Genomic DNA, 21,581 nt, shown 5'->3' on the forward strand with positions numbered 1-21,581 from the left:
CCATCAAGCCACCTCTTGCAACACCAGCTGTTCCCAGCAATTCGACGGATCAATCTTGTGAGTCACCCCTGGCGAGCACAAACAGATGCCGTTTGGCGCGTGTTGCCGCAACGTGTAGCAGACAACGTTCGGAAACCTCCGTGTCGTCTGTGACACCGACATCTTCGTCATGGCTGAACTGCTCGGCATACTGCCTGGCGCCGCGATAGCCAGCCAGGATGACGATGTCAAATTCCAGTCCCTTGACGCGATGCATGGTGGCCAGTCGAATACCCGGTTCCGCAGGATCATCCGTCGTGCCGTGGTCCAGCCTGAGACAAGCTATACCGCGTTGCCGCAAGGCCAGTGCCAATGCATCCAGATCTTCATTGGTACGGGCCGTGACGCAGATGCGCCTAGCCTCGATATCATCGGCTTTACCATGTTCAACGACGGACAGGATGTGCTCCACGTCCTGTTGCAAGGAGGCGGATGGAAAGACTTCCGGCAAGTCGCCGTGGGTCAATGAGCGATAGCCGCGCAAGCTGTCGATGCTTCCATCCAGGTCGTCGATCTCGATACCTTCCAACTGCGCGCAGGCCCAACGTCGAATCTCATCGGTCGTTCGGTAATTGACCTTGAGGGTACGGCTGCGACCTCTTACCTCGATCCCCACCTGTCCAAGCGTCACCTTGTGGCGATAGATGCGTTGGTGGGCATCGCCGACGATGAACAAATCGTTCTCGGCCTTGGGCACGGCCGCGCGAATCAGGGTGTAGGCAGCGGCGCTGATGTCCTGCGCCTCATCCACCACCATGGCGCGAATGCCCAGTTGCGGCTTCTCCTGCAGTATCAGTTGGCAGGCTTCCCTGAAGGCGTCTTCCGGCTCGCGCAGGTTGGCGGCGTGCAATTGCGCCCGATATTCGGCAAACACCGGCCACAACGCCGTGCGCTGCAAACGGCCCAATTGCCCGCCACGTCCGATGCGACGGGCACGCATGTAATCCTCCGCCGTTTCGCAACCTTGGGGCAGGATCACGCGCTCGTACTCCGCCCTCAGGAAAGCGGCGCTGTAGGCAGCGCCTGCGGGCAGCGCGGACAAGGCGGCTTGCCAGAAGCCACGTCGCTGTTTCTCGTCATAGAGCAGCGCGTAGGGATAGCCGAAGCGGCGCAGCAGGCCTGACGCCCATTGATCCAAGTTGACCACCTGAATCTTGGCCAATTCTTGCGGTGAACACAGCAGAGACAGGTTGTGACGGATGTCTTCGGCCAGTGTGCGAGTAAAGGTGGTGAAGATGATCGGGCGTCCCGGAAGGTCTGCGTATTGCCTGGCCAACCACCTTGCCCTATGCATGGCCACCACCGTCTTGCCGGTGCCAGCACCGCCGGTGACCTTGACGGGGCCACTCTTGTTGCCTTCCACCAGTTTGCGTTGGCTCGGATGCAGGAACACACGCCAACGCTCCAGAGGAGCGGCCAGTAGAGCGTCCAGATCACTGTCATCGGTGAGCACAACAAAGTGGCGACGTGTGCTGTCGCGCGTCAACGCCGCGCCAAAATCTTTGGGGTCGACCGTTTCGGCGGGTGCCCGCTCGGCCAGTATCTTGTCCAGCGGCTCGCCGGCGGCAAACAGATACAGGGCCTCGAAGGCTTCATCCGGCAACTGCGCTTCGAGGGCCTCCAGGTCGGCTTCCGATACAGCCGCTCGCACGGCTGCCAGCCGTTCCTCCGGCACACCCAGCTTGCGGATCTCTCGGTCACGCAAATCCGCAAACAAGCCCTCGCTCGGGGAGGCTTCGGTTTGGGCTACCTCATTATTGGTCAGGGATTGCGTTTCCTGTACCGCATAAACTTGCAGGCTGCCCACGTCCGGGTGAATCGCGACGCGGTGGCGCCTGGCCCACTGATAGGCATCGTCGTGACGATCCACCCATAACAGGCAATACACATCGCCTGTTTCCGGCTTGAGGATGATGCCGCGCAGGTTGTCGTTGATGCGCACCGAGCGCATGTTGGCATCGGCGGCATCATTGATGCGCTCGTAGTTGATACCGCTGGCCAGCGGGTTCTGGCGGAACTTAGCGACGAAGGTCAGCACCGCTTGTTGGTTCTGGCGCGGAATCCTGGCGAACGATTTCAGAAAGTCGTCCGACATGGCGATCTTGGGCGAAAGTGCCATTTCAATGTTCCTTCAAGCTATCCAGAAGCGCCTGGACGGGCGCGTCATCGGTTGCGATATGGATCGTCCAGCCTTCTACCTCGAAGCGGGACGCATCGGTCTGGTAATCGGCCAGCAGCACGGCGATCTTCAGGCTGACCCAGGCCAGTTCCGCCTCCGCCAGTACCCGGCCGCGCCCGTCGATCAATTCGAAGCCGACTTCCGGCAGCGGTGCTCCTGCATGCGCCAATGCAAGCAACCATGCCTGCACATCCGGGCTGGCCAGCTCCAGTGCCGTTTGCCAATGACTGTCGAACGTCTGTTCTGCTTGGCGCAGTGCAGGACTGGCTTGGAAACCAGGCAGGCCAGTCATCTCGTCATGGCCTGCCCAAAGATGACGCAAGGGTAACAGCAGGTTCAGGCATTGCCAGAGATGGCGCCAGCGCCGTTGCAGATCGGCCTCCGGTACATCGCCCGGTTGCCACTGCACCAGCACGACAGGCTCTGCGGATACAGCAGCCTGGCCGGTCATCCACTGTTGCAACTGTTCCGGCGACAGGCCTGCCAGCCATTGCGCGACAGCACTCAAGGAGCGATGACCCCAGCGGTGTAGGTGGGTGTCGGGCAATAAGCCATAGTCGTCGAGCCGACGGAGGAAGGTACCTTGCTTGAAGCCTTGCAAGGCGGCGTCATCGCCAGGTGGCACTGACATGGCCGCCCCCAGTACGCCGGCGAGGCGGCGCAAGGCATCGTGCCGCCCCTCCGCCAGCCGCCGATGCAGTTGGAGGAAAGGTGACAAACGGTGGAAGGCGGCCAACGAGGCGATCCCCTGGGCTTCGCATAGACGTGTGACCACCTGATCGGCAGGCCCGAGCAGCAACTCGTCCCAGGCCGTGGAATCCGGGGCCGCTTCGGCACGCAAGGCCGCGTCAACGTCGTCCCAGGTCAGCGTCCACGCAGCGAACCGCCCACTCTTGGCTACCGCCATGCGCTTGGCCAAGTCTTCGGCCACGATGTGCTTGTGGTACTGCCAGCCATCCGTGAATACCGCGACCGGCACATCGTCCACGCCGTCGTCGGGCCAGAAGACGAAATCCGGTTTGCATGGCACGACCACGCCCTCGCGCTCGCCGAGAGGCACCTGCAATTCCAGACGCCAGCGGCGATTGCCTGCCTGGACCAGGTATCCATGCTTGCCGCCGACGAGCTTGTCCTTGAGCGTGAAAGTCACGCCAGCATGCTCGCGCCGCAGTGCCTCAAGGAATCGTTTCTCCAGCGTGCTTTCCAGCAAGCTGTTGTCCGTTTGCTGGGAAAGGTTGCTGACACGCTTCAGCGCTGCACGATGCTCCAGTATCTGTGCCAACAGCTTCTGCGCCACCGTGCGCGAGATGGCTTGGCGTTCATGGCTGTTGCGGTAGCGGTACATACACCGATAGCAGCCGTCGGCGGTGTCGTCCTGGTTGCAGGTGCAGGTGTTCAATGCGGTTGCCGCCTGACTGAATACTTCGAACAGCGGGGCTGGATCGCGCATCAGTTCCTTCAAATATCCGGTGCCGCCCGGCACGCTGTCGTAGATCACCAGATAGATTCGCGCCGACTCCGAGTCGGCGGCCATCCGTACGTCGGTAGCGATGCGCAGGTGCGCCACCGCCCCTTTGAAGCGTTTGCTCAGTCCCAGCTCCAGCGCGGAGATGAAGCTCAGCAAGGCTTCCTTGGATTCGGCAAATCCGACCTCGGGCAGGAACAGCCGGATACCTTCGCTGGCGAATTCCCGGTACAGGAAGATGCATTGCTGGGCGCTGGCCTCGGGTATTTTCCGGCGTGAGCACCAGGGGGCATGGTTGCGATACAGCTCTTCGGCCTTGCGGCGACGCTGTAGCGTGCCGCACTCAGGGCAAATGGCGAAGCCCGGCCGGTTGAGTTCTTCGCCCGCGATGGTCATCGGCGTGGCATCCACCGTCTGCTCGCCGAAGTTCACCTCGCGGAATGTCACCCGGTCAAGGAATTCGAACCCGAATGGGAAACTGGGGTTGTCGATGGCGAACGCCTGGCGCACCGCTTCTGGCGGACTATCCACCAGCGCCTGGCGCACGTAGAAACCACGTGTGCGCTCGTCGGAGTCATCGGCGATCCGGCTTTCTCGGTCCAGCGTGCGTGCGAACACGGTGGTCAGGCGCAGCATTTCATGGACCCGCCCGGTGTCGCGCCACTGGCCATCGCCGCAACGTGGGCATTGGTGGTGCCTGTCGCCCGCCGACAAGGGCTCCGCGTAGGAGCACTGGCGGCACAGGCGCCAGGCCTCTGGTTTGACACGAGACACATCTACCTGGTTGATGACCACCCGGCGGCCTTCGGCATAGAAGGTGTTGTTGGGCGCCAGCTCGGTGATGGCGGTTGCGCCGGGGCGCTCGTATTCAAAGGTCAGTGGCTCGGCAGGCGGTCCTTCCCGGCGGGTGTCGCGCACGATGATCGAGCGTAGCAGCACGCCTTGTTCGGGGAATGCATAGTTGGGCAGCAGGCCTTCGTCGGCAAAGACGTTCAGGGTGAGCTTGCCCTCAATGCCACCGATCAGGCGCGCCAACGCCGCACGTTCCTGGCGCAGGGTTTTCAGTTCTTCTTCCTGTTCCTCGCCGCGCACAGGAAGCTGCTCCAGCTTCTCCACTTCCTTGACGGTCTTCTCGCGCAGACGCTTGATCTGCGCCACGTCACGGGCGATACCCTGCAGCTTGCTGACGATCTTGAAGCTCAGGGAGCTTTCCTCGTCCTGCCGACCATTGACGAAACGTGCCAGCCACTGCCGGGTGGCTTCGGTCAGGATCTGCCCGCCATCCTGCTGGAACAGCGCCAGGAAGCGATCCAGCAAGCTGGCCCGGTGTGCCTCCACATACTCCAGCCAGGGGAAGGGAAAGCGCGTCGTCGCACCGTTGTCCACTGCGCTGAGCACCATGCGGATCTCCTGCGGAATCGAGGCGTTACGACCCCGTTCGCGCACCCAGCAATCCAGCGTGAACGCCGTCAACTGGCGCTCCAGCACCGCCGAGGCGTTGAGGAACACACCTGGTGCCGGCACGCTGCCGGCGATCATTTCCCTGGGGTCGGCCCAGAAATACAGGTCGTGCGGTTTGCTGGCCGCCATGGTCAGCAACAAGGCATTGCCGGTGCTGCGTCCTGCGCGTCCCGCGCGCTGGATGTAGTTGGCTTGCTGTGGCGGCACGGAACACTGCAGCACTGCCGACAGATCGCCGATGTCGATACCCATCTCCAGCGTCGGCGTGGCCGAGAGCACATTGATGCTGCCAGGAGCCTGACTATCGGACTTGAAGCTGTGCTCCACCCGCTCACGCGTACCGCGTGGCAGTAGGCCAGTGTGTTCGTGGGCGACCACGCGCTGGATGTCCGCACGCAGATACAGGCTGCGATAATAGTCGGCATCCCCTTCCGCCAGCGCTTCCAGATGCCCTCGGCAGCCGGGATGCCGACAAGGCTGCCCGGCGAGCGAAACTTCAGCCCCGGTGCGCCACTCGCTACGGCAGGTGTCGCAACGCCAGGCGCGGCTGCCCAGGGACACCAGAAAAGCGCCAGGCTCCAGCCCCCACACGCGAATCTCCGGCTGGCCATCTGCCTGTTCAGCACCGAGCAAACCCACGTCGGCCAGCGCCTCGAATGCCAGCTGATACAGTGCTGGCAGCAAACTGTCAGCGCCGAGGGCCAACGCATGCAGCGGTTTCAGTGTCTTGAAGGCCCAGGCGCGATACCACTTCGCGTGGCTACCCAACACACCGACGCAGCGCTGGTAATCGACCAGGCTCACGAAGCGTGGCGGACGCGGGCCAGACAGCATTTGGAACTGCACCGGATTGCGCTTGTAGACCCACGGCCGATTGCCGACCTGTGCATAGAAATGCAATCCGGGATCACGCCAGGCCCCCAGCCGCTGCAGGGATTGCACGATGCCCTGCAGGAATACCGCCAGGGCATCTGCCGACACACCAGCCAGCGGCTCCATCGTGGCCTGCAGGCGTGGCAGCATCCACTGCACGGCCGATGTCAGTAGCTGTGGTGGCGGTTCCACGCTGGCGGTCCCGGTCACGGTTAGGCTGCGGCCGATATGGGCGTCCTGGCCGAACTCGGCATTCAGCACCCACGGCAGGATGCGACGCAAATCCTGCGGCAACTCGCTACTGGCTGGCAGCGACCCTTCGCGCATCAGCGTTTCAAAATCCCGCAGCCAATGCAGTTGCGGCGGCAGGAAGTTGGCCAGGTAATGGCCCTGCCCCATTGCTGGCAGCCAGTGGTCCTCGAAGGCTTGCGGCAGTTGCGCCAGCGTCAGCGGTTCCCCGGCCTGCTGCGCTGCGGCAATGACCTGGGCTACCGCCGGGCGCAGGTTCAAGCGCCAGGTCCGGGCCGCCAGGAACCCCGCACGGTGTGCCGCGTCCTGCACCGAATCGGAAAACGCGATCAGCTTCTTGTCCGGGTTGAAACGTGAGCCGAACAGTTGCGCCAGCATCACCGCTGCCAGGCTGGCCGCTTGCGAACCGACAATCGACAGCGTCTTGTGCCCGCCGCAGTACGGGCAGTCGTGATGGGAACGGGTATAGCGGGCGCCGTTGCGCGTGCCTTCGCGCAGGTTGGCAGTCACATCGACATCCACCAGCGCGACCGGGTCCTCGGCACAGTCGCAGTGCGTCTGCCCCAGCGCATGCAGGGTACCGCAGCGCGGGCAGACCTTCTTGTGCTCGAACACCTTCGGGTCCGCGCTTTCGCCATGGGGGAACAGAAAGCGGGTGCTGACATCCTCGGCGAAGAAGGCGCTGTAGAACTGCTGGATGTCCTGGTTGAATTGATTCGGGCTGGTCCTGGGCAAGGTGGTGCCCCAGCCGGTGGCGTGGCAGTCTCGGCAGTGGATCACCGGCAACCAGACCTGTGTCTGCTCGGCCTTGCCCAGATCGTCGTGATGAGTCAGTCGAGGCGGGTTGCCCAACGAAGCCACCATGCGGCGCAACTCGCGTAGCCAAAGCTCCACCTTGACTTGCAGGAAGAAGGTCACGTCCTGTTCGCCGCGCACCGCGTCGAGCGACACGCCGCGAGGCTGGCGCGCATGCGCCACCAGCGCCAGCAGGCTGCCCAGCCACAGCAGCGGATAGCGGGTGTCGGCATGGGGTGGCAGGCGGCGCGCCAGTACCGCCAGCAGATCGTCCAGCGCCACGGCGCGTGGCCCCAGGCGCTCCATATCGCGCAACAGGTTCTGGAAGGCGAAATGGCTTTTCAGCATCCCGCCCAAGCGACAGCGCCAGCCCGCATCGTTCACTTGCTCGGCGCTGCATGGGGTGCCGAACCACAGTGGCACCTGGGCCGCCAGCCAGGACGGCAAGCCGTCATGGCCTGCCGGATCCAGCACCGACACGGCGTCCGGCAGCGGAGATTGGGTGAACTCCACCACGGCATCCGCCAGATAGTCCGCCACCGGCTCGCGGTCTTCGGCGATCACGACTTGGTCATCCAGCGTCTCGCCGAAGATCTGGCCGGCAAACGCCAGCAGATCCTGTTCGCCATCGCTGCCCAGCGTGGCCGAGGTGCCCACGCACACCAGTTGCCCCGGCGGCGTCTCCAGTCGGCCTTTGAGGCGGCGAATCAGGCAGGCCAGATCCGTACCCTGGGCACCGTCGAAGGTGTGCAACTCATCGACCACCAGATAGCGCAGCGTATCCGGTTGCTGCCGCGCCCACAGTGGCGCATCGGCGGCACGGATCAGCAGGAAATCCAGCATCTTGTAGTTGGTCAGCAGGATATCCGGCGGGTTTTCGCGCAGGGCGTTGCGGTCGGTGATGATCGAGAAGCCGCCATCGGCCAGTTGCTGCACGCGGGAGGATTCCTCGGCCGGGGCCTCGCCCACGTACAGGCCCGCGCGGATACCGGCCAGGGCCGGTGTGCGCAGGATCTCCTTGGCCAGGCGGCTGGCCTGGTCCGAGGCCAGCGCGTTCATCGGGTACAGGATGATGGCCTTGATGCCCGGCCGGCCCAGTTCCCGTTGTTCGCGGCAATGCTCCAAGATTGGATAGAGGAAGCACTCGGTCTTGCCCGAGCCGGTGCCAGTGGCCACCAGGGTCGATCGGGCCTGCTCGCCGGTCAGGCGGGCGAACGCCCGGCCCTGGTGAGCATGGGGCACGAAGCCCGGCGGTAGCCAGCCGAACGCGGGCTGGCCCCTGTCGGGCTGCTTGCGGAACGGCAGCGGCAAGGTCAGGTACGGCCCCTTGAACACCCGGTCACGGTCGGCCAGGAAGCGCTGGATCAGGCCATCAAAGCCCGGCGTGGTGGCCGGGAAGGCGGCGCGCAGGAAGTCGGCGACGCCTTGGGTGATTTGCTCGGAAACGATCAGGGGTTGCATGTCAAAGCTCCCCCTCTTTGGGCGTTACATAAGCCTGATGCGGGTGTTTGGCGCTTTCCGGGTAACGGAAACGCAGCTCGCCATTGCGCACCATCGGAATCAGATGCTTGTTACGCAAATATTGCCGACTCTTGCCCAGAAAGGTTGCAAGCTGATCCACTGTCAGCGGCTTCCACTCGCACAGGCGGCAAATGGCGTCACGCAGGGCGGCCTCCGTTGTACGTCCTTTCAGGGTTGCAAGAAAGGTTGCAAGCTCAGGCGACAAGGTTGCAAGCTCAAGGTTGCAAGCTTCGTCGGGTTGGGTGGCATGCTCGGCTGAGCGGCTGTGCAGGGTGTCGGCATGGGACGGAACATCCAGCGGCAGTTCAGTCTGGTCGGAAGGGACGCTTGCCTGGCGCTCGGAAGCCGCCAGGGTGTAGTAGGTGCGGCTGCCCGCTCCTTGCTTCTCCAACAGTCCCCGGTCGCGCAGCCGGCGCAGGACCAGGCTGGCCGCCAGCGTATCCAGTCCGCAAAAATCCCGGCAGGCCGTGTTATCCACCGCGCCCGTGGCGCGAACGTAGATCAACACCTTGGCTTCGTCGGCACTGACCACCGCGCCGGCGAACCCCCGCAGCCAGGCATGGTCGTCCTCGGTCAGCAGGTTATGCAGGAATAGGGTGAGCCGGAACTCGTTGGCCTGCCGGTCGGAGTGAAATTCCGGCAAGGGCAAGCCCGCCTCGGCGGCCAGGCGTCGCATGGCGCGGATGCCGGTGCCTTTGGCTTCGGCCAGGTGCAGGTCGTGCAGCACGGCGGCAATGGCCGGGTTGCGCAGGCGCGACCCCGGCGTACCCAACTGCGCGGGCTCCTTGAGGGAATAGCCGACATTGCGGATTTCGATGCGGTTGCTGTAGCGGATGATCTGGGTCGGGCTATGCACGGTATAGCTGCGGTGCATGGCGGCATTGGCCAGTGCCTCGCGGATCACCTTGCGCGGCAGGATCGGCTCCTGCACGCTGTGCAATTGCCCTTCGGGCAGACGAAAGCCCTTGGGCAACTCGTCGATGATGCTGGCCTCGGCCTGCGGCAACGCCAGCAACAGCGGCTTGCGGATGTCGATGGACTGGAAGCGGTTTTCCGGGTCTTCCACCCATTCGTTGCCGGGCACGCGGATGTAGTCGATGCGTACCATGGGCAACAATCGACGCAGCGCCAGTGGCTTGCCGAACAGCACGATGCCGGCAAGCGTCGGCTGCAATCGACCATCCACGCGGCGCAACGCGCCCAAGGCTTCGAGCAGGTCCTCGTCGCCGTAATCCAGCTCTTCGGCTTGGGGGTTGATGCGGGCACGTTCGCGCCGATAGGCCGCTACGGCGGTCGGGTCGAAGTCGTCCAGCCGGGCATCGGGCAGGATGCTGGAATCCGGCCCATGCAGCGGCTGGCTTTCGCCGCGCAGCACCCACAGGTCTTCATCCACGCAATGCTGGTCGCTGGAACCGATGCGGCGGTAGGCGCCGCGCGGCAAACCGGTAGCCTTGAGATAGACCGGCTTCTGCGTGACATCGGCCTCGGGCACGTACACCACCAGCACCGTCTTGCCGTCCACGATCTCGGTCTGCATCTCCGGCCGCAAGGCGACATTGAGCATGGACGCGCACTGGCTGGCCAATTCGCGCTGCACCTTGTCAGGGTCGGGCAGGCCGGCAGCCTGGTACACCGTATCGCCCTTGTCGTTGACGAACCAGTCCGCACCCAGCAGCAGATAACCACCCTCCAGCCCCGGCTCATTGGCGAAGGCGATGACCGTCTGCATCACGGATTTGCCCAGTTCGCTGGCGCGCTTGGCCTCGATGCGGGTGGACTCATCGACCGAGTTGAGTTCTTCGAAGAGGTCGGTGGCGCTACGCATGCTTCTGTTTTCTCGCATAGGTATTACTCATCATCGCCAGCGCGAAGCGCCGCCAACAGATCCTTGGCTGAATCCGCGACTCGCCGGTCTGCCACATCCACCAGGGATTCCAAGCGGGTCTTTACCTGCTCGACATCCATGAACCTGGAAAGGGAAGACATCTTCAGAGGATACGAAACAACGCCATTCGTCGCTTGCCAGCTACGCATGCCCTGCAAAAGATTCAGGAACCCTGAATCACTCCCACATATTTCTTCAACCTTCTTCTTTATTTCATCAATGGAATCTGGCGAATACTGTTTCCACGAATAAAGCATGTGCGCCACTTTCGGCAGGTGCGGAAGATCTTTGGCAGTCAGCTCCCGGTAACGCCGCAATAGCTGTTGCGCCACGACATCAAGCTCATCGCGGGAAAACGTCCGTTCATTCTCTGGCTTAGCTTCACTACCATAGATCCCGTGGCCGAATATCTCGCTACGGAAAAGTCCCGTCAGCCATCCGATGGCGCGCCCGTCTCCGAAGAGTTGCTTCAGTAGGGCGTTGCGATCGCTTTCAGACAGGCCCTGCCGCAGCCTGCCCCACAAGCCTTTGAACACCTTGTCCGCATCTCGCCATATCCAGTATTCGCCCCAGTCTCCCCTGCCTGTTTTGAGCGCGGCAACGTCCATGCCCTCGGTAAGAGACGCCAATATTCCCGCAATCGCCTCATCTGGAACATCGTTGATGGCATCGCCTTTCAGGCGGTCCAACAACGCTTGAACCGATGATTTCCCCTGGGGATTCAATGATGCGGCAAGTTCTGAAAACTGACGGACAGCAACTTCCTGGCAATCGCGGGCATTTTCGATGAATGCGGCATATTCGCGGTCATGGATCGCACCTTGCGGTGCCGTCAGGGAAAAGTAGTAGCGGAAATGCTGGGGGCTACCCAGCCGTTTTCCTCGGATCTGTGAACTCACATCTTCACGGCCATACAGGCTCAATATCATCTTGAGGTTCTGCTGGTCAGCCTGCCGCTCGAAGTCGAACTCGATTCCAGGAAGCTCCGTCAGGGCCAGCATTCTCGGTTCACGGTTCGAGTCAATGCCAGGCAAGCCGTCGAGGATCGAATTGAGCTGTTGAAGCTCGGCTTTCTTTCCTTCATCGCTGATGCTTGCTCCTGCATGTTTCGCTGCAAAGCCGATCAGGTATCCCTCGACCCATTCGTAGAGTCTTTCGGATTGCAGGCGGATCAGTTGCAGCCACACCATGTCTGGAACGTCGATGTTCTCCAGTACAGGCGTGGCATGGAAGCGCAATGCATTGACTGCCCTGACGACATGTCGTGGTGTCAGCAATGCCCGCCCCCCTTCGGTATCGATGACGTGAGCGAGCCGCTCCATCAAGGCCCGTGAATGCGCTCCGTCCCCCTCCAGCAAATTCGGATACAACAGTTGCAGGTCATGGCGGAACATGCGGCGCAGATCGAACGCTTCCGGGCGTGGCACCGAAAAGCTCACCTGGACGATCTTCTCAAGGAATTCTTCGCCCTTCTCGATATGCAAAGCCGTCGACAGGTTCTTGGCGATGATGTCCCGGGAGTAGCACAGCACGTAAATCACGTTCGGGAAGTCCACGACCGCCCGCACCAAGCGAAGGACTTCCACCACTTCATTCGGTTCCAGGCGGTCAAGATCGTCCACGAAGACCACGATCTTCCGCTCCAGCTTGCGAAGCTCTGCCTGTATCTGCGCCTTATCCTTTTCGAGTGAGCTGTTGCCAAGCCACTCCTCGGCCATGCGCTTTCCCGCCTCCGTGGCTACTCCTGCACCTGCCAGCCCAAACAGTTCGGCCAGCTTTCCGGCTTGCACCAAGCGTGACGAAAACCGCGAGAAGAGCCCTTTGATTTTTTTCTTTCGAAGTGCCTGCGCCGAGTAACGGCTTGGCCAGATATGACTGCGGAGCCTTTTCCATCCATGAACCTGCACGTCCCCGGCATCGATGCGGAGCGCGGCCTTGGTGATCTCCGTGAAAAGCTCCTTGAGCAAGCTTTCGCGTGATCTGATCAGCCAGGGAAGGAAGCGGACGATCTCTGGTGCATTGTCGGGTTCGCGCAACGCATCCGAAACCAGGTTAATGAAGCTCGACTTGCCGGAACCCCACTCTCCCTCGATTCCAATCACGAAGCCGTCAGGCGACGCCATCTTGCGAATCGCTTCGGCGACGTGACCAGCAGCCGGTCCAAAACCCAATCGATCTTCAGATGGCGCTTCGATGGGACGGTCACCGTGGAAGGATTGCTCGGCCGCTGTCATGGCGCACCCCCACCTTCAAAGTGCATCCACGCCACGCGGTAATCCGCTTCGCGGTCAGCCAGGGTGAAGGGCGCGGTGTAGCGGATGGTGCGGTCGATGGGGCCGCCGGGTTGGGTGGTGTCGGTGATGGGGCGTTCGATCACCGTGCCGTCGGGGACTTGGGGGTGCAGGCCGCCGTCGGGCATGGGTTTGGGCTGGATCTCTTCCCAGCCGAGGCGGCGCGGCTGGCGGATGCCGTCGGGGGTGACGACGGTGCATTCGGCGTCCTTGCGGTTGGCCTTGCGCGGCAGGCCGACGCCGACCAGGCCCTTGCTGGCGGTGAAGACGATGCGGCCGTTGGCATCAAACCAGGTGTCGCGCTCGTACTGGCGCATGACGGGGAACTGCACGCGGTAGATGGTCAGTAGTTCGTCCAGGGTCAGACCCAGGGCCTGGGCGGCGAGGACGTCGATTTCCACCAAGGCCTGGCGGCGGGCGTAGTCGCTGCGCAGGGCGTTGTGGCGTTGCCAGTCGGGGGTGAGCTTGGCGAAGAAGTCCTGCGGCAGGCGCGGGTCGGTGCTGGCCCAACGATCTTGCCGGAATTCGGGTTGCCAGCAGGCTTGCCAGAGGTCGGCGTAGTGGGTGGTGAGGCAGTTGAGGGCGAGTGTACGAACTAATATTTGGCTGTTACCCCTTAGGCAAGGAAGGAATCTAGCCAAATTATTTCTAAACCTCGGATTTCCTGTCGTTTTTACAAAGAAATCAAAGGGAATCGAGTGGCAACCTGAAACGAAGTGGAGCAAATCGACTACATGGCGAAAATTAATTGAGTGCACAGGATCAATGTGCGCCGCCCCCTTGGGGGCAATCGCAGGGATTAATGACCTTTCCGCACTATTTGAAATCATTGATCGAGCAACAAATCTGTATAGCTCTGTCACCGGCTTCGCCTCGGTTTCTCCTTCCTCCACCCAACTGACGCGCGGCACGCGGCGGGCGTATTCGGTGGCGCTGCACGCGGGGCGGTAGTTGCTGCGCGGCAGGTAGTGGTCGGGCAGGGTTTCGAGGTCGAGGGTGTCGTAATGACCCTTTTCGGTGCAGATGGCACGCGGAGTTTTGCTGAGCGGATTGCCGACGTAGAAGTGCGGGCCGGAGAGCACGAAGTCTTCGGGGCGGTTGACGAAGCCGGTTTCGCGGCGGATGGTGCCGTCCTTCTGCGCGCCGGTTTCGTGCCACATTTCCAGCGTGAAGTAGTCATCTTTCAGATCGCCCAGGCGGCGCGGGACGCGGGCGAATTTTTCCAGCACCGAAACCAGCTCTCGACTGTGCACGGCGGGCAGACGCGCCTGTAAGCTGGGCGTGCCGGGAGCGTCGTAGAGCTTGGCGAACGTGGCGAGTACGCCTTCATTCACTTCCACCGCACGATTGCGGTGTCCGCTGAAGTCCCATCCCCCTCCATCGTGTTTGATACCGGGTGTCGGTCCGGCGCCGCTGTGCTCCAGGCTGGCCTTGATGGTCGACGGGTGAAACAGATTCGCCATCGTCCGGAACCGTGGCGTTGCCTGCTTCGGCCCGTAGATATTGATGCTGTATTTCACACGATGGCCAATCTCGAACAGCATCAACTGATTCTGGAATTGGAAGTGGCTGCGCAACCGCGCATACATCGCCGCCCGTAACTCCCCACCCTTCGGATCGTCATATGGCCCCTCCGGATGCAGCAGCGCCTGCACCCCACTACCCACGCGCCATACCAGCGGCAGGAAGCATTTGTACAGATTACTTTGCTGCCCCTTGAGCAACGGATAGTTCTGCACCGCATTGAGAAACGCGCCCATGCCCTCGGTGGCCACGCATTCGGCCAGGTAGTCGGCACGGGCTTGGGGCACGACGGCAAACACGGCTTCGCGCTGGTCGGCGGTCTGCTTGGCGCTGAGTTTGCGGATGGCAAAGCGCGGGTCGAAGTCCGAGAGCAGGCTTTGCTCGTTCCATTCCAGCTTGATCCACGGCGGATTGCCCAGTACCACGTCGAAACCGCCGCGCTGCCGGAAGATATCGGCGAACTCCAGTTCCCAGTGCAGGAAGCGCTGCTGTGCGGCCACCTGCCGGGCCACTTTCAGTTGCGGCAGGATTTCGACCAGCGCCTCGATATCGACATGGCCGTAGCGGTCGCGCTCGGGGGTGAAGTCCAGCGTGGACTGGGGCACGGTTTCCGGGAACAGGTCGCTGCCGCCGGTGTTGGCGACCAGGCTGGCGTTGCCCAGCAGCACGGTTTCCAGCACGAACCACCATTCCTCGCGGCTGGGCAGGTCGTCCGCCTTGTCCAGCGGCCAGAACCACAGGGCGCACCAGTAGTCCATCACCAGCTTCAGGCGGCGGTAGGGGCTGGCGTTTTTCTGCGCCTCGCTGAGCATTTCGCGCTGGAAGGTGGCGTCCTTCTGCGCGGTGGTGGTGGGCGCACGGTTGGCGTCGGTACTGGGCCAGACGTGCAGTTCGTCGCTGGTGGCGGCGCGCACGCGGGCCAGTTCCTGGGCGTGCTGCTGCCAGAGGGCTTCGGCGGCCTGGGCGATGGCTTGCACGCGGGTGATTTCGCTGCGTTCCAGCGGTGCGGTGAAGGCCTTGCGCCATTGCTTGAAGCGTTCGAAGGCGGCGGGCTCCAGGGCCTTGACCACCCTGTCGGTGACAGCGCCCATGCCCTCGGCGGGCAGCAGGAAGTGGAAGATATCGGTGGCGGCAGGTGTTTCCGAAAGCGCGAGGGCACGCGGCACGGCGCAGCGCCAGTTGCGCTCGGGCATGTCCTTCTCGCCCCGGCCGGGCGACAGTTGCGCAGTGCTGAAGACATCGCGCCGCGCGCCGACCAGGGAATTGCCGGCCACCAGTTGCAGGCCGAACCAGGGCACATGGCCGCCCTTGAAGATGGCGTTGAGCCACAGCGAGACTTCGGCCAGTTCCACGGCCACGGGGTTGAGATCGACGCCGAACACGTTGGTGTCAGCGATATACATCTTGACCCGCTGTTTTTCCGCCGCGTAGTCATCGTGCGGGATGCTCCGGCCCAGTTCCTTCTGCTTGGCCTGCAAGTAGGCTTCGGCCAACTGGCTGACGGCTTCGTTCAGGAAGGCCGCGCTGCCCATGGCGGGCTCGCAGACGGTCAGGCGCAGGATGTCGTCGGCGGATTTGCCGGGCAGGATTTCGCGCAGGGCGTGTTCCACCAGGCAACGGGTGAGGATTTCCGGGGTGTAGTAGCTGGCGGACTTTTCGCGCTCGCGCCCAGCCAGCCGGTAGATGAAGCTGCCTTTCTTGTGCAGGCGCGGCTCGCCGCCGAACAGGCGTTCAGCGTCGCTGTACTGGCCGATGGCGCTGGCCGGCACGAAATAGGCGGCTTCCAGCGGGTCGAGTTCGGCGTCCTTGCGCTTTTCGCGGGCGCTGGCGGGCGGGGTGTCGTCGTCCTCCGTGGCGTCGCTGTCATCAGGGATCTCAGCTTCGTCTTCTTCCGAGCTACTGGCCTTTTTGGCCTTGGGATCGCGGCGCACTTCATACAGGTCTTCTTCGGCGAAGAAGCCTCGGAAGGAGAGCAGCGCCTCGTACACGGCACCAAGCTGGTTGATGCCCAGGGTGGCGTAGCTGATGCGGCCACGGCGGCTGTTTTTGGACGAACCGTTGCCGCTGCTGCCACGTGAGAGCGACATCAGCTCGATGACACGTTGCAGGACGTGGTTGCGCAGCTTGACGCTGTTGAGCAGCCGGGTGCGGGCCGGGTCGAACAGATGGCCTTGCAGCGGGGCGATAGTGAAGCCACTGCCTTGCGCGATATCGCCCGGTGCCGGCTCAACGCCGGTGCCCAGTTCCTGCTGTCCGCTGCCGGCATCGCGGCGCGGGAAGCCCTGCCAGATCAGGCCGAACAGTTGTTGCAGGCTGTCATGGAAGTAGAAGCCGTTGCGGGCTTGGTCGGTGGTGAGCGGGGTCTGTTCCAGCTCACGCAGGTGTTCGACGCTGTAGCCCTTCAGATAGGCTTCGGCCTGGATCGGGGCGTAGCCCAGTTCGGGGCGGGCCTCGATGTAGAACAGGAACAGCAGCCGGTACATGTAGCGCAGGCTTTCGCGGCTGAGCTGGTCGGCCAGGTCAGTGTCGGTGCGCTCGAAGAGCTTTTCCTTGCTGACTTCGCGCTTGTAGCGGATGGCTTCGTTGGCGATCAGTTCGATGCACTCGCGCAGGGCGTACTTGAGGTCGGTGGAGACCTCGAAGGCGTGCTTGTGGGAGCTGTCGTCCAGGCTGTCGAGCAGGGCTGCGCCGCCTTCGGCGGGCAACACGGATTGCTTGCCCAGTAGCGCCGCGAATGCGCGCAGGCTGTGTTCGTCGCGCGGGCCGAACAGTTCCGGCAGGTCGAAGCGCAGCAGGGCCTTGCGGCCCCATTTGCTGCGTTCGATCAGCAGCCATTGTTCGTGGTGAACCAGCAGCACCCAGCGGGGCGGGGTGTCGTCGGCGAACAGGCGGCGAGAAAGGGTTTCCTCCCAGTCTGCATGATGACGGCCGGCCTTGGCGCCGTTGCCGTCACGCGGGGGCAGTTGCAGCGGCGCGGTGTCTTCGTCGCCCGGCAGGGCCAGCGCGGCGGCGATGGCCAGCAACGGGTGGCCCTTGCCGTCGCGGTACAGGGCCAGCAAGGGCAATTCGCCTTCGCGGCCGGCGTCGGCCAGGGCCAGGGTGTGCGGCTGCAATGCGTAGCCGAGCGCGGCCAGCAGCGGCTGGGCCAGTTCGTGCAGCAGGCGCGCGCGCGCCTCGGGGCGTTTTTCACCCAGGAAGCGCTCGCGGTCGCGGAAATAGCCGTTGGCACCGCTGGCGCTGCGCAGGCGGGCAACGGGGCTGCCCGCGCCCTGTTCCTTCCACTGCTCGAACAGCGGCTTGAGATCCTTGACCAGGATGTCGTCCAGGTAGTGCTGGCTGTAGAACTCGTTGGCGTTGATGAGGCCGTTGATGGTGAAGCTCATTGGGCCGCTCCTTGCGCCATGTCCTGTGGTGCTGCGTCCTGTTGGGAAACCAGGGCGGCAACCACGGTGAACTGGGCGCGGTCGTCCAGTTGCAGCGTGTCGCGCACCCATTGCTGGTATTGGCCGAACAGGTCGGCGGTGGCGCTTTCGCGCTGCTGGCGCTGGGCGGCGCGGACCTGTTCGATGCCGCCCTGCGCCAGTTCCAGTTCCATCTGCGCGAGGTGCTTGTCGCGCAGGGTGGCCAGCTTGGTCAGTTCCTGGTCCAGGCGCTGGCGGCAGTCGGCATCGAATGCCTGCTTGATGGGGCGCAGGTAGGCTTCGGCGGCGCGGATGACGGCAGGCAGGGCTTGCTGCCAGAGGCGGCTGTCGGGGGCATGGCCATCGTTGGCCGGGGCCGGGTTCTGGCCGCCATCCAGCCCGGTTCGGTGCAGGGTATCGGGCAGGCTCAGCACGGTCTGCACCTGGCCCCGCGCATCGAGCTGCACGCCCAGCCATTCGGCCAGCATGGCCTGGCCGCGCCGGTTGGGCACCTGGGCCAGCACGAGGATGATGGCTTCACCCGCGTGCAGACCTTGCGGTACGCGCAGCAGCGGGGCGCGCTGACGGCCGAAGGCCGCCATCAGCTTGTAGTCCAGCCATTGGGCGATGGGGTGCAGCGGCCAAAGATAGTGCAGTTGTGGCCAGTCGCTGCCGTCGCGGGACTGGGCGATGGCGGCCTCGACCGTGCGCTTGTCGGCGCAGAGGGCGAACGTATTGTCGGTGGGCCACATTTCCGGGGCGAGGTTGCGCTTCAGAATCTGCGCCAGGTCGCGCCCCGGCTGGAAGCTGAGGGTACGGGTGGCGTCGTCGGCCTGTACGGCGGGTTGCTGCTCGGGCTGGTGCTGCCGCAGCCAGCGCAGGCCGTCGCGGGCGTAGTGGTAGTGACCGGCGAACAGGCTGGGCAACGTAGCGGTGGGGGATGGCGCGGTGGAGGGCGCAGGCTCGCCCGCAGGTGGCGTCGCGCTGTTGGCGGCGTCGCCCCAGAGCAGTTCGAAGGGATCGACGTCGCCGCCTGCCAGTTGCTGGGCGAACGCTTCGGCGGTGGTGTTGCCTTCGATGGCCTTGGCCACTTCCAAAGTTTCGGCGTCTTCGTCGTACAGGCCCATGAAGGCAGAGGGGTCGCCAATGTTCTTCGCGGCCTGTTCGTCCTTTTCGATAAGGATTTCCAGGTAGCGCAGATCGCCACGGACACGCTCGTTATGGGGCTGGGTATAGAGGTAACCGATCTTGGGCGGCTGCGTCTGGCCATAGCGGTCCACACGGCCGTTGCGCTGCTGGAACACCATCAGCGACCAAGGGATGTCGAAGTGGATCAGCCGGTGCGACTGGTAGTGCAGGTTCAGACCTTCGGAGGCCACATCGGAGGCGATGAGCAGGCGCAGCGGCGAATGGCCGCGGCCAAAGTCCTCGACCGTCTGCTGGATATCCTGATCCGGCAACTGGCCGTGCAGGATGGCGACGGCGTCTGCCTTCAGGCCCAGCGCCGCAGGCAGGTGTTGTTGCAGGAATTTCAGGGTTTCGATGCGTTCGGTGAAGAGCACCAGGCGGTCATCGGCGGCACGGCCGTCCCAGCGCCAATGCGGGTCGTCCTTGAGCTGGGCGATGAGGTGTTGCAGCTTGCTGAACTGCGCGGGTTCGATCTGTTGCACAAGGGCTTGCAGGTCGCGCAGCGAAGCCAGGTCGGGATGCGTTGCATCGCGGGCTTCCAGGCGGCAGATGCGCTCCTTGAGCGTTTGCAGGCAGGCGGCGGGCGAGGAGAACAGTGCCTTTTCCAGCACGGTGCGGAACAGCATGGCGCCGTCGCGCGCGCCGCCGCCATCGCTGGCAAGCTTGAGTTCGGCCAGCGCATCGAAGGCGAGGTTCTCGGCGGCGCTGGCCTGGGCGGCCAGCCTGAAGACCTGGCGCTCGGGGAAATCCTGCTTCATCTGTTCGCGCACATCGCTCTTGAAGCGGCGGATGAACAGGTGTTCCACGTCGCTGCGGGTGTAGTCGGCCCTGGGCGGCAGCACGGTGGGGTCGAGCATGCGCACCAGGCTGGCGAAGCTTTCCTTCTTGCCGTTGTGCGGTGTGGCGGTGAGCAGGATGAGCGCATCGGAGCGCTGCGCCAGCAGGTCAGCCAGACGGTTGCTCTGGGTGCGATTGCCCTTGTAGGAGACGTTGTGGGCCTCGTCGATGATGATGAGATCCCACCACGCGCTTTCCAGGTAGTGGCGGTATTCGCTATCGCGTTTGAGCGTATCGACCGAGATGATGGTGCGATCGTAGTAACTGAAAGGGTTGTGGTTGGCCGGTATCTGGCGGCGGATGCGCTGGATGCCAGCCGAATCCAAGCGCGTCAGGGCGATGGTGAAGCGGTTCCAGAATTCCTGCTGGAACTGGCGCATCATGCTTTTGGTGGTGACCACGAGGATGCGCCGGGCACGGCCGCGGCGGATCAGTTCTGCAGTGAGGATGCCTGCTTCAAGGGTCTTGCCCAGGCCGACGGTATCGGCAATGAGCAGGCGTGGACGCAGTTGCTGCAGCACATGGTGGGCCGGGTCGAGCTGGAAGGGCAAGGTGTCCATCACGGCCTGTTGCCCCAGCACCAAGGCATCGCCCTGCACGGCAGATTGGCGCAGACGGGCTTCGATCGCCAGCCGTGCGGCCATGAAGCCGGGAGAGTCGTCGAATACCAGCTCGGTCTGCGCCGGGTCGATCAGGGTGACGTCATCGAGCGCCGTCAGGAACAGGGCGTGGCGATTGCGCACGGTTTCCGACACACCGATGCAGGAAAGTTGCCAGCCACCCTGGGCGCATTGATCGGCGTGCTGGACGAGCCATTCTTCGTCGCGGATCAGGGCACGGGAGCCGGGAGCGGGAGGCTGGGAAAGGGACATGAAGTTTCTACGCTACGCTCGGGTGGATGGACGGGACACAGGGAAGCAAGCCAACGAACACACCATCACGCTGACGATTCCGAGGACCGTCCATCCTGCGCAGGTACCTGCAACCCGTGCTTGCGTGCGTATTCGATCACCAGCACCTCCACCATCGAGGCCACGGAGCGGTGTTCACGTTCCGCTGCGGCCCGCAACAGTTGCTTGACGTTTGGCGACGTCCGAATGGAGAGCGTTTCAACCTTCAAGCGCGTCATTGCAAGACCTTTGGATAAGTCATACTTACTTGCAAATGTACTGCACTTTGCATGTCACGAAAAGTACATGTGTTAAACGCATGCGGATCGACGGTTGGGTAGCTTCTATTAAGAAAGGGGGCAAGGGTAGTAAGCCGAAGGGGAATGGCAACCAAGGGGCAACGGCCTTACCCAAAAAGGAAAAGGACACCAGCGCCACGGACGGACTCACACCACCAAATTGGCCGACGGTGCCAGCCCGTCGATGTAGTCCGCCCACGCCTGCAACATCTCCCGCCGCTGTTCAGCGTACTCCGCCCGGTTGTAGACCCCGCGCACGCCGCCGATGGTATGGTTCAACGCCTTCTCTACCACATCCGAAGGCCAGCCCTGTTCGTGTAGCAACGTCGAGGCGGTGCGCCGCAGGTCGTGGATGGTGAAGGCGGGGATCTCCTGCCCCTGTAAAGATACCTTCAGCGCCTGGTTCAGCGCATTGTTGGCGAAGGGCTTGGCCAGGGTGCCACGCCCAGGCAGCACCCAGTCGCTGCTGCTGGCCAGCGGCTTGAGTTCCTTGAACAGCGTTTGCGCCTGAGTGGATAGGTAGACGATGTGCGGCTTGCCGGTCTTGGAGTTCTCGATCGGGATGTGCCATTCGCCTTCGTCCAGATGCACGTCCACGCGGATGCTGGCGCAGGGGGAGGGCGGGCAACTGGGCGAAGGCGCATGGCACATCCCGATCGAGGACTCCCAGAACCGCAAGCCGCA

General features: G+C 63.1%; 8 protein-coding genes. All 8 read right to left on the bottom strand.

Annotated elements, in window-relative coordinates:
• Positions 1-49 precede the first annotated feature (49 nt).
• Positions 50-2,158 (bottom strand): UvrD-helicase domain-containing protein, encoded by a 2,109-nt coding sequence (locus tag EDC25_RS07015; protein WP_132577360.1) that lies wholly within the window; start codon positions 2,156-2,158, stop codon positions 50-52.
• Between the two features lies 1 nt (position 2,159).
• Entirely contained in the window at positions 2,160-8,522 is a 6,363-nt protein-coding gene (locus EDC25_RS07020) for a DEAD/DEAH box helicase (RefSeq protein ID WP_132577361.1), read from the bottom strand.
• 1 nt (position 8,523) lies between these two features.
• Positions 8,524-10,407, bottom strand: a complete 1,884-nt coding sequence (locus EDC25_RS07025) for an ATP-binding protein (RefSeq protein WP_132577362.1) — start codon at positions 10,405-10,407, stop codon at positions 8,524-8,526.
• A gap of 23 nt (positions 10,408-10,430) precedes the next feature.
• On the bottom strand, positions 10,431-12,701 hold the full coding sequence (locus tag EDC25_RS07030) for a KAP family P-loop NTPase fold protein (RefSeq protein WP_132577363.1): 2,271 nt from the start codon (positions 12,699-12,701) through the stop codon (positions 10,431-10,433).
• The gene (locus EDC25_RS07035) at positions 12,698-17,776 is read right to left on the bottom strand and encodes an Eco57I restriction-modification methylase domain-containing protein (protein ID WP_207905705.1); all 5,079 of its coding nucleotides are present in this window, start codon (positions 17,774-17,776) and stop codon (positions 12,698-12,700) included. Before EDC25_RS07035 ends, EDC25_RS07030 begins: the two co-directional genes overlap by 4 nt.
• Entirely contained in the window at positions 17,662-20,580 is a 2,919-nt protein-coding gene (locus tag EDC25_RS07040; RefSeq protein WP_132577365.1) for a DEAD/DEAH box helicase, read from the bottom strand. The genes EDC25_RS07035 and EDC25_RS07040 overlap by 115 nt, the downstream gene beginning before the upstream one ends.
• Before the next feature lie 65 nt (positions 20,581-20,645).
• A complete protein-coding gene (locus EDC25_RS07045) occupies positions 20,646-20,837 on the bottom strand; it encodes a type II toxin -antitoxin system TacA 1-like antitoxin (RefSeq protein WP_123521452.1) in 192 nt (63 codons plus the stop codon).
• A gap of 207 nt (positions 20,838-21,044) precedes the next feature.
• Positions 21,045-21,581: tyrosine-type recombinase/integrase (locus tag EDC25_RS07050; RefSeq protein WP_207905706.1), on the bottom strand; the 537-nt coding region annotated here is incomplete at its 5' end.

It is taken from the genome of Pseudofulvimonas gallinarii (genome assembly GCF_004343305.1).
Classification (GTDB): Bacteria; Pseudomonadota; Gammaproteobacteria; order Xanthomonadales; family UBA2363; genus Pseudofulvimonas; species Pseudofulvimonas gallinarii.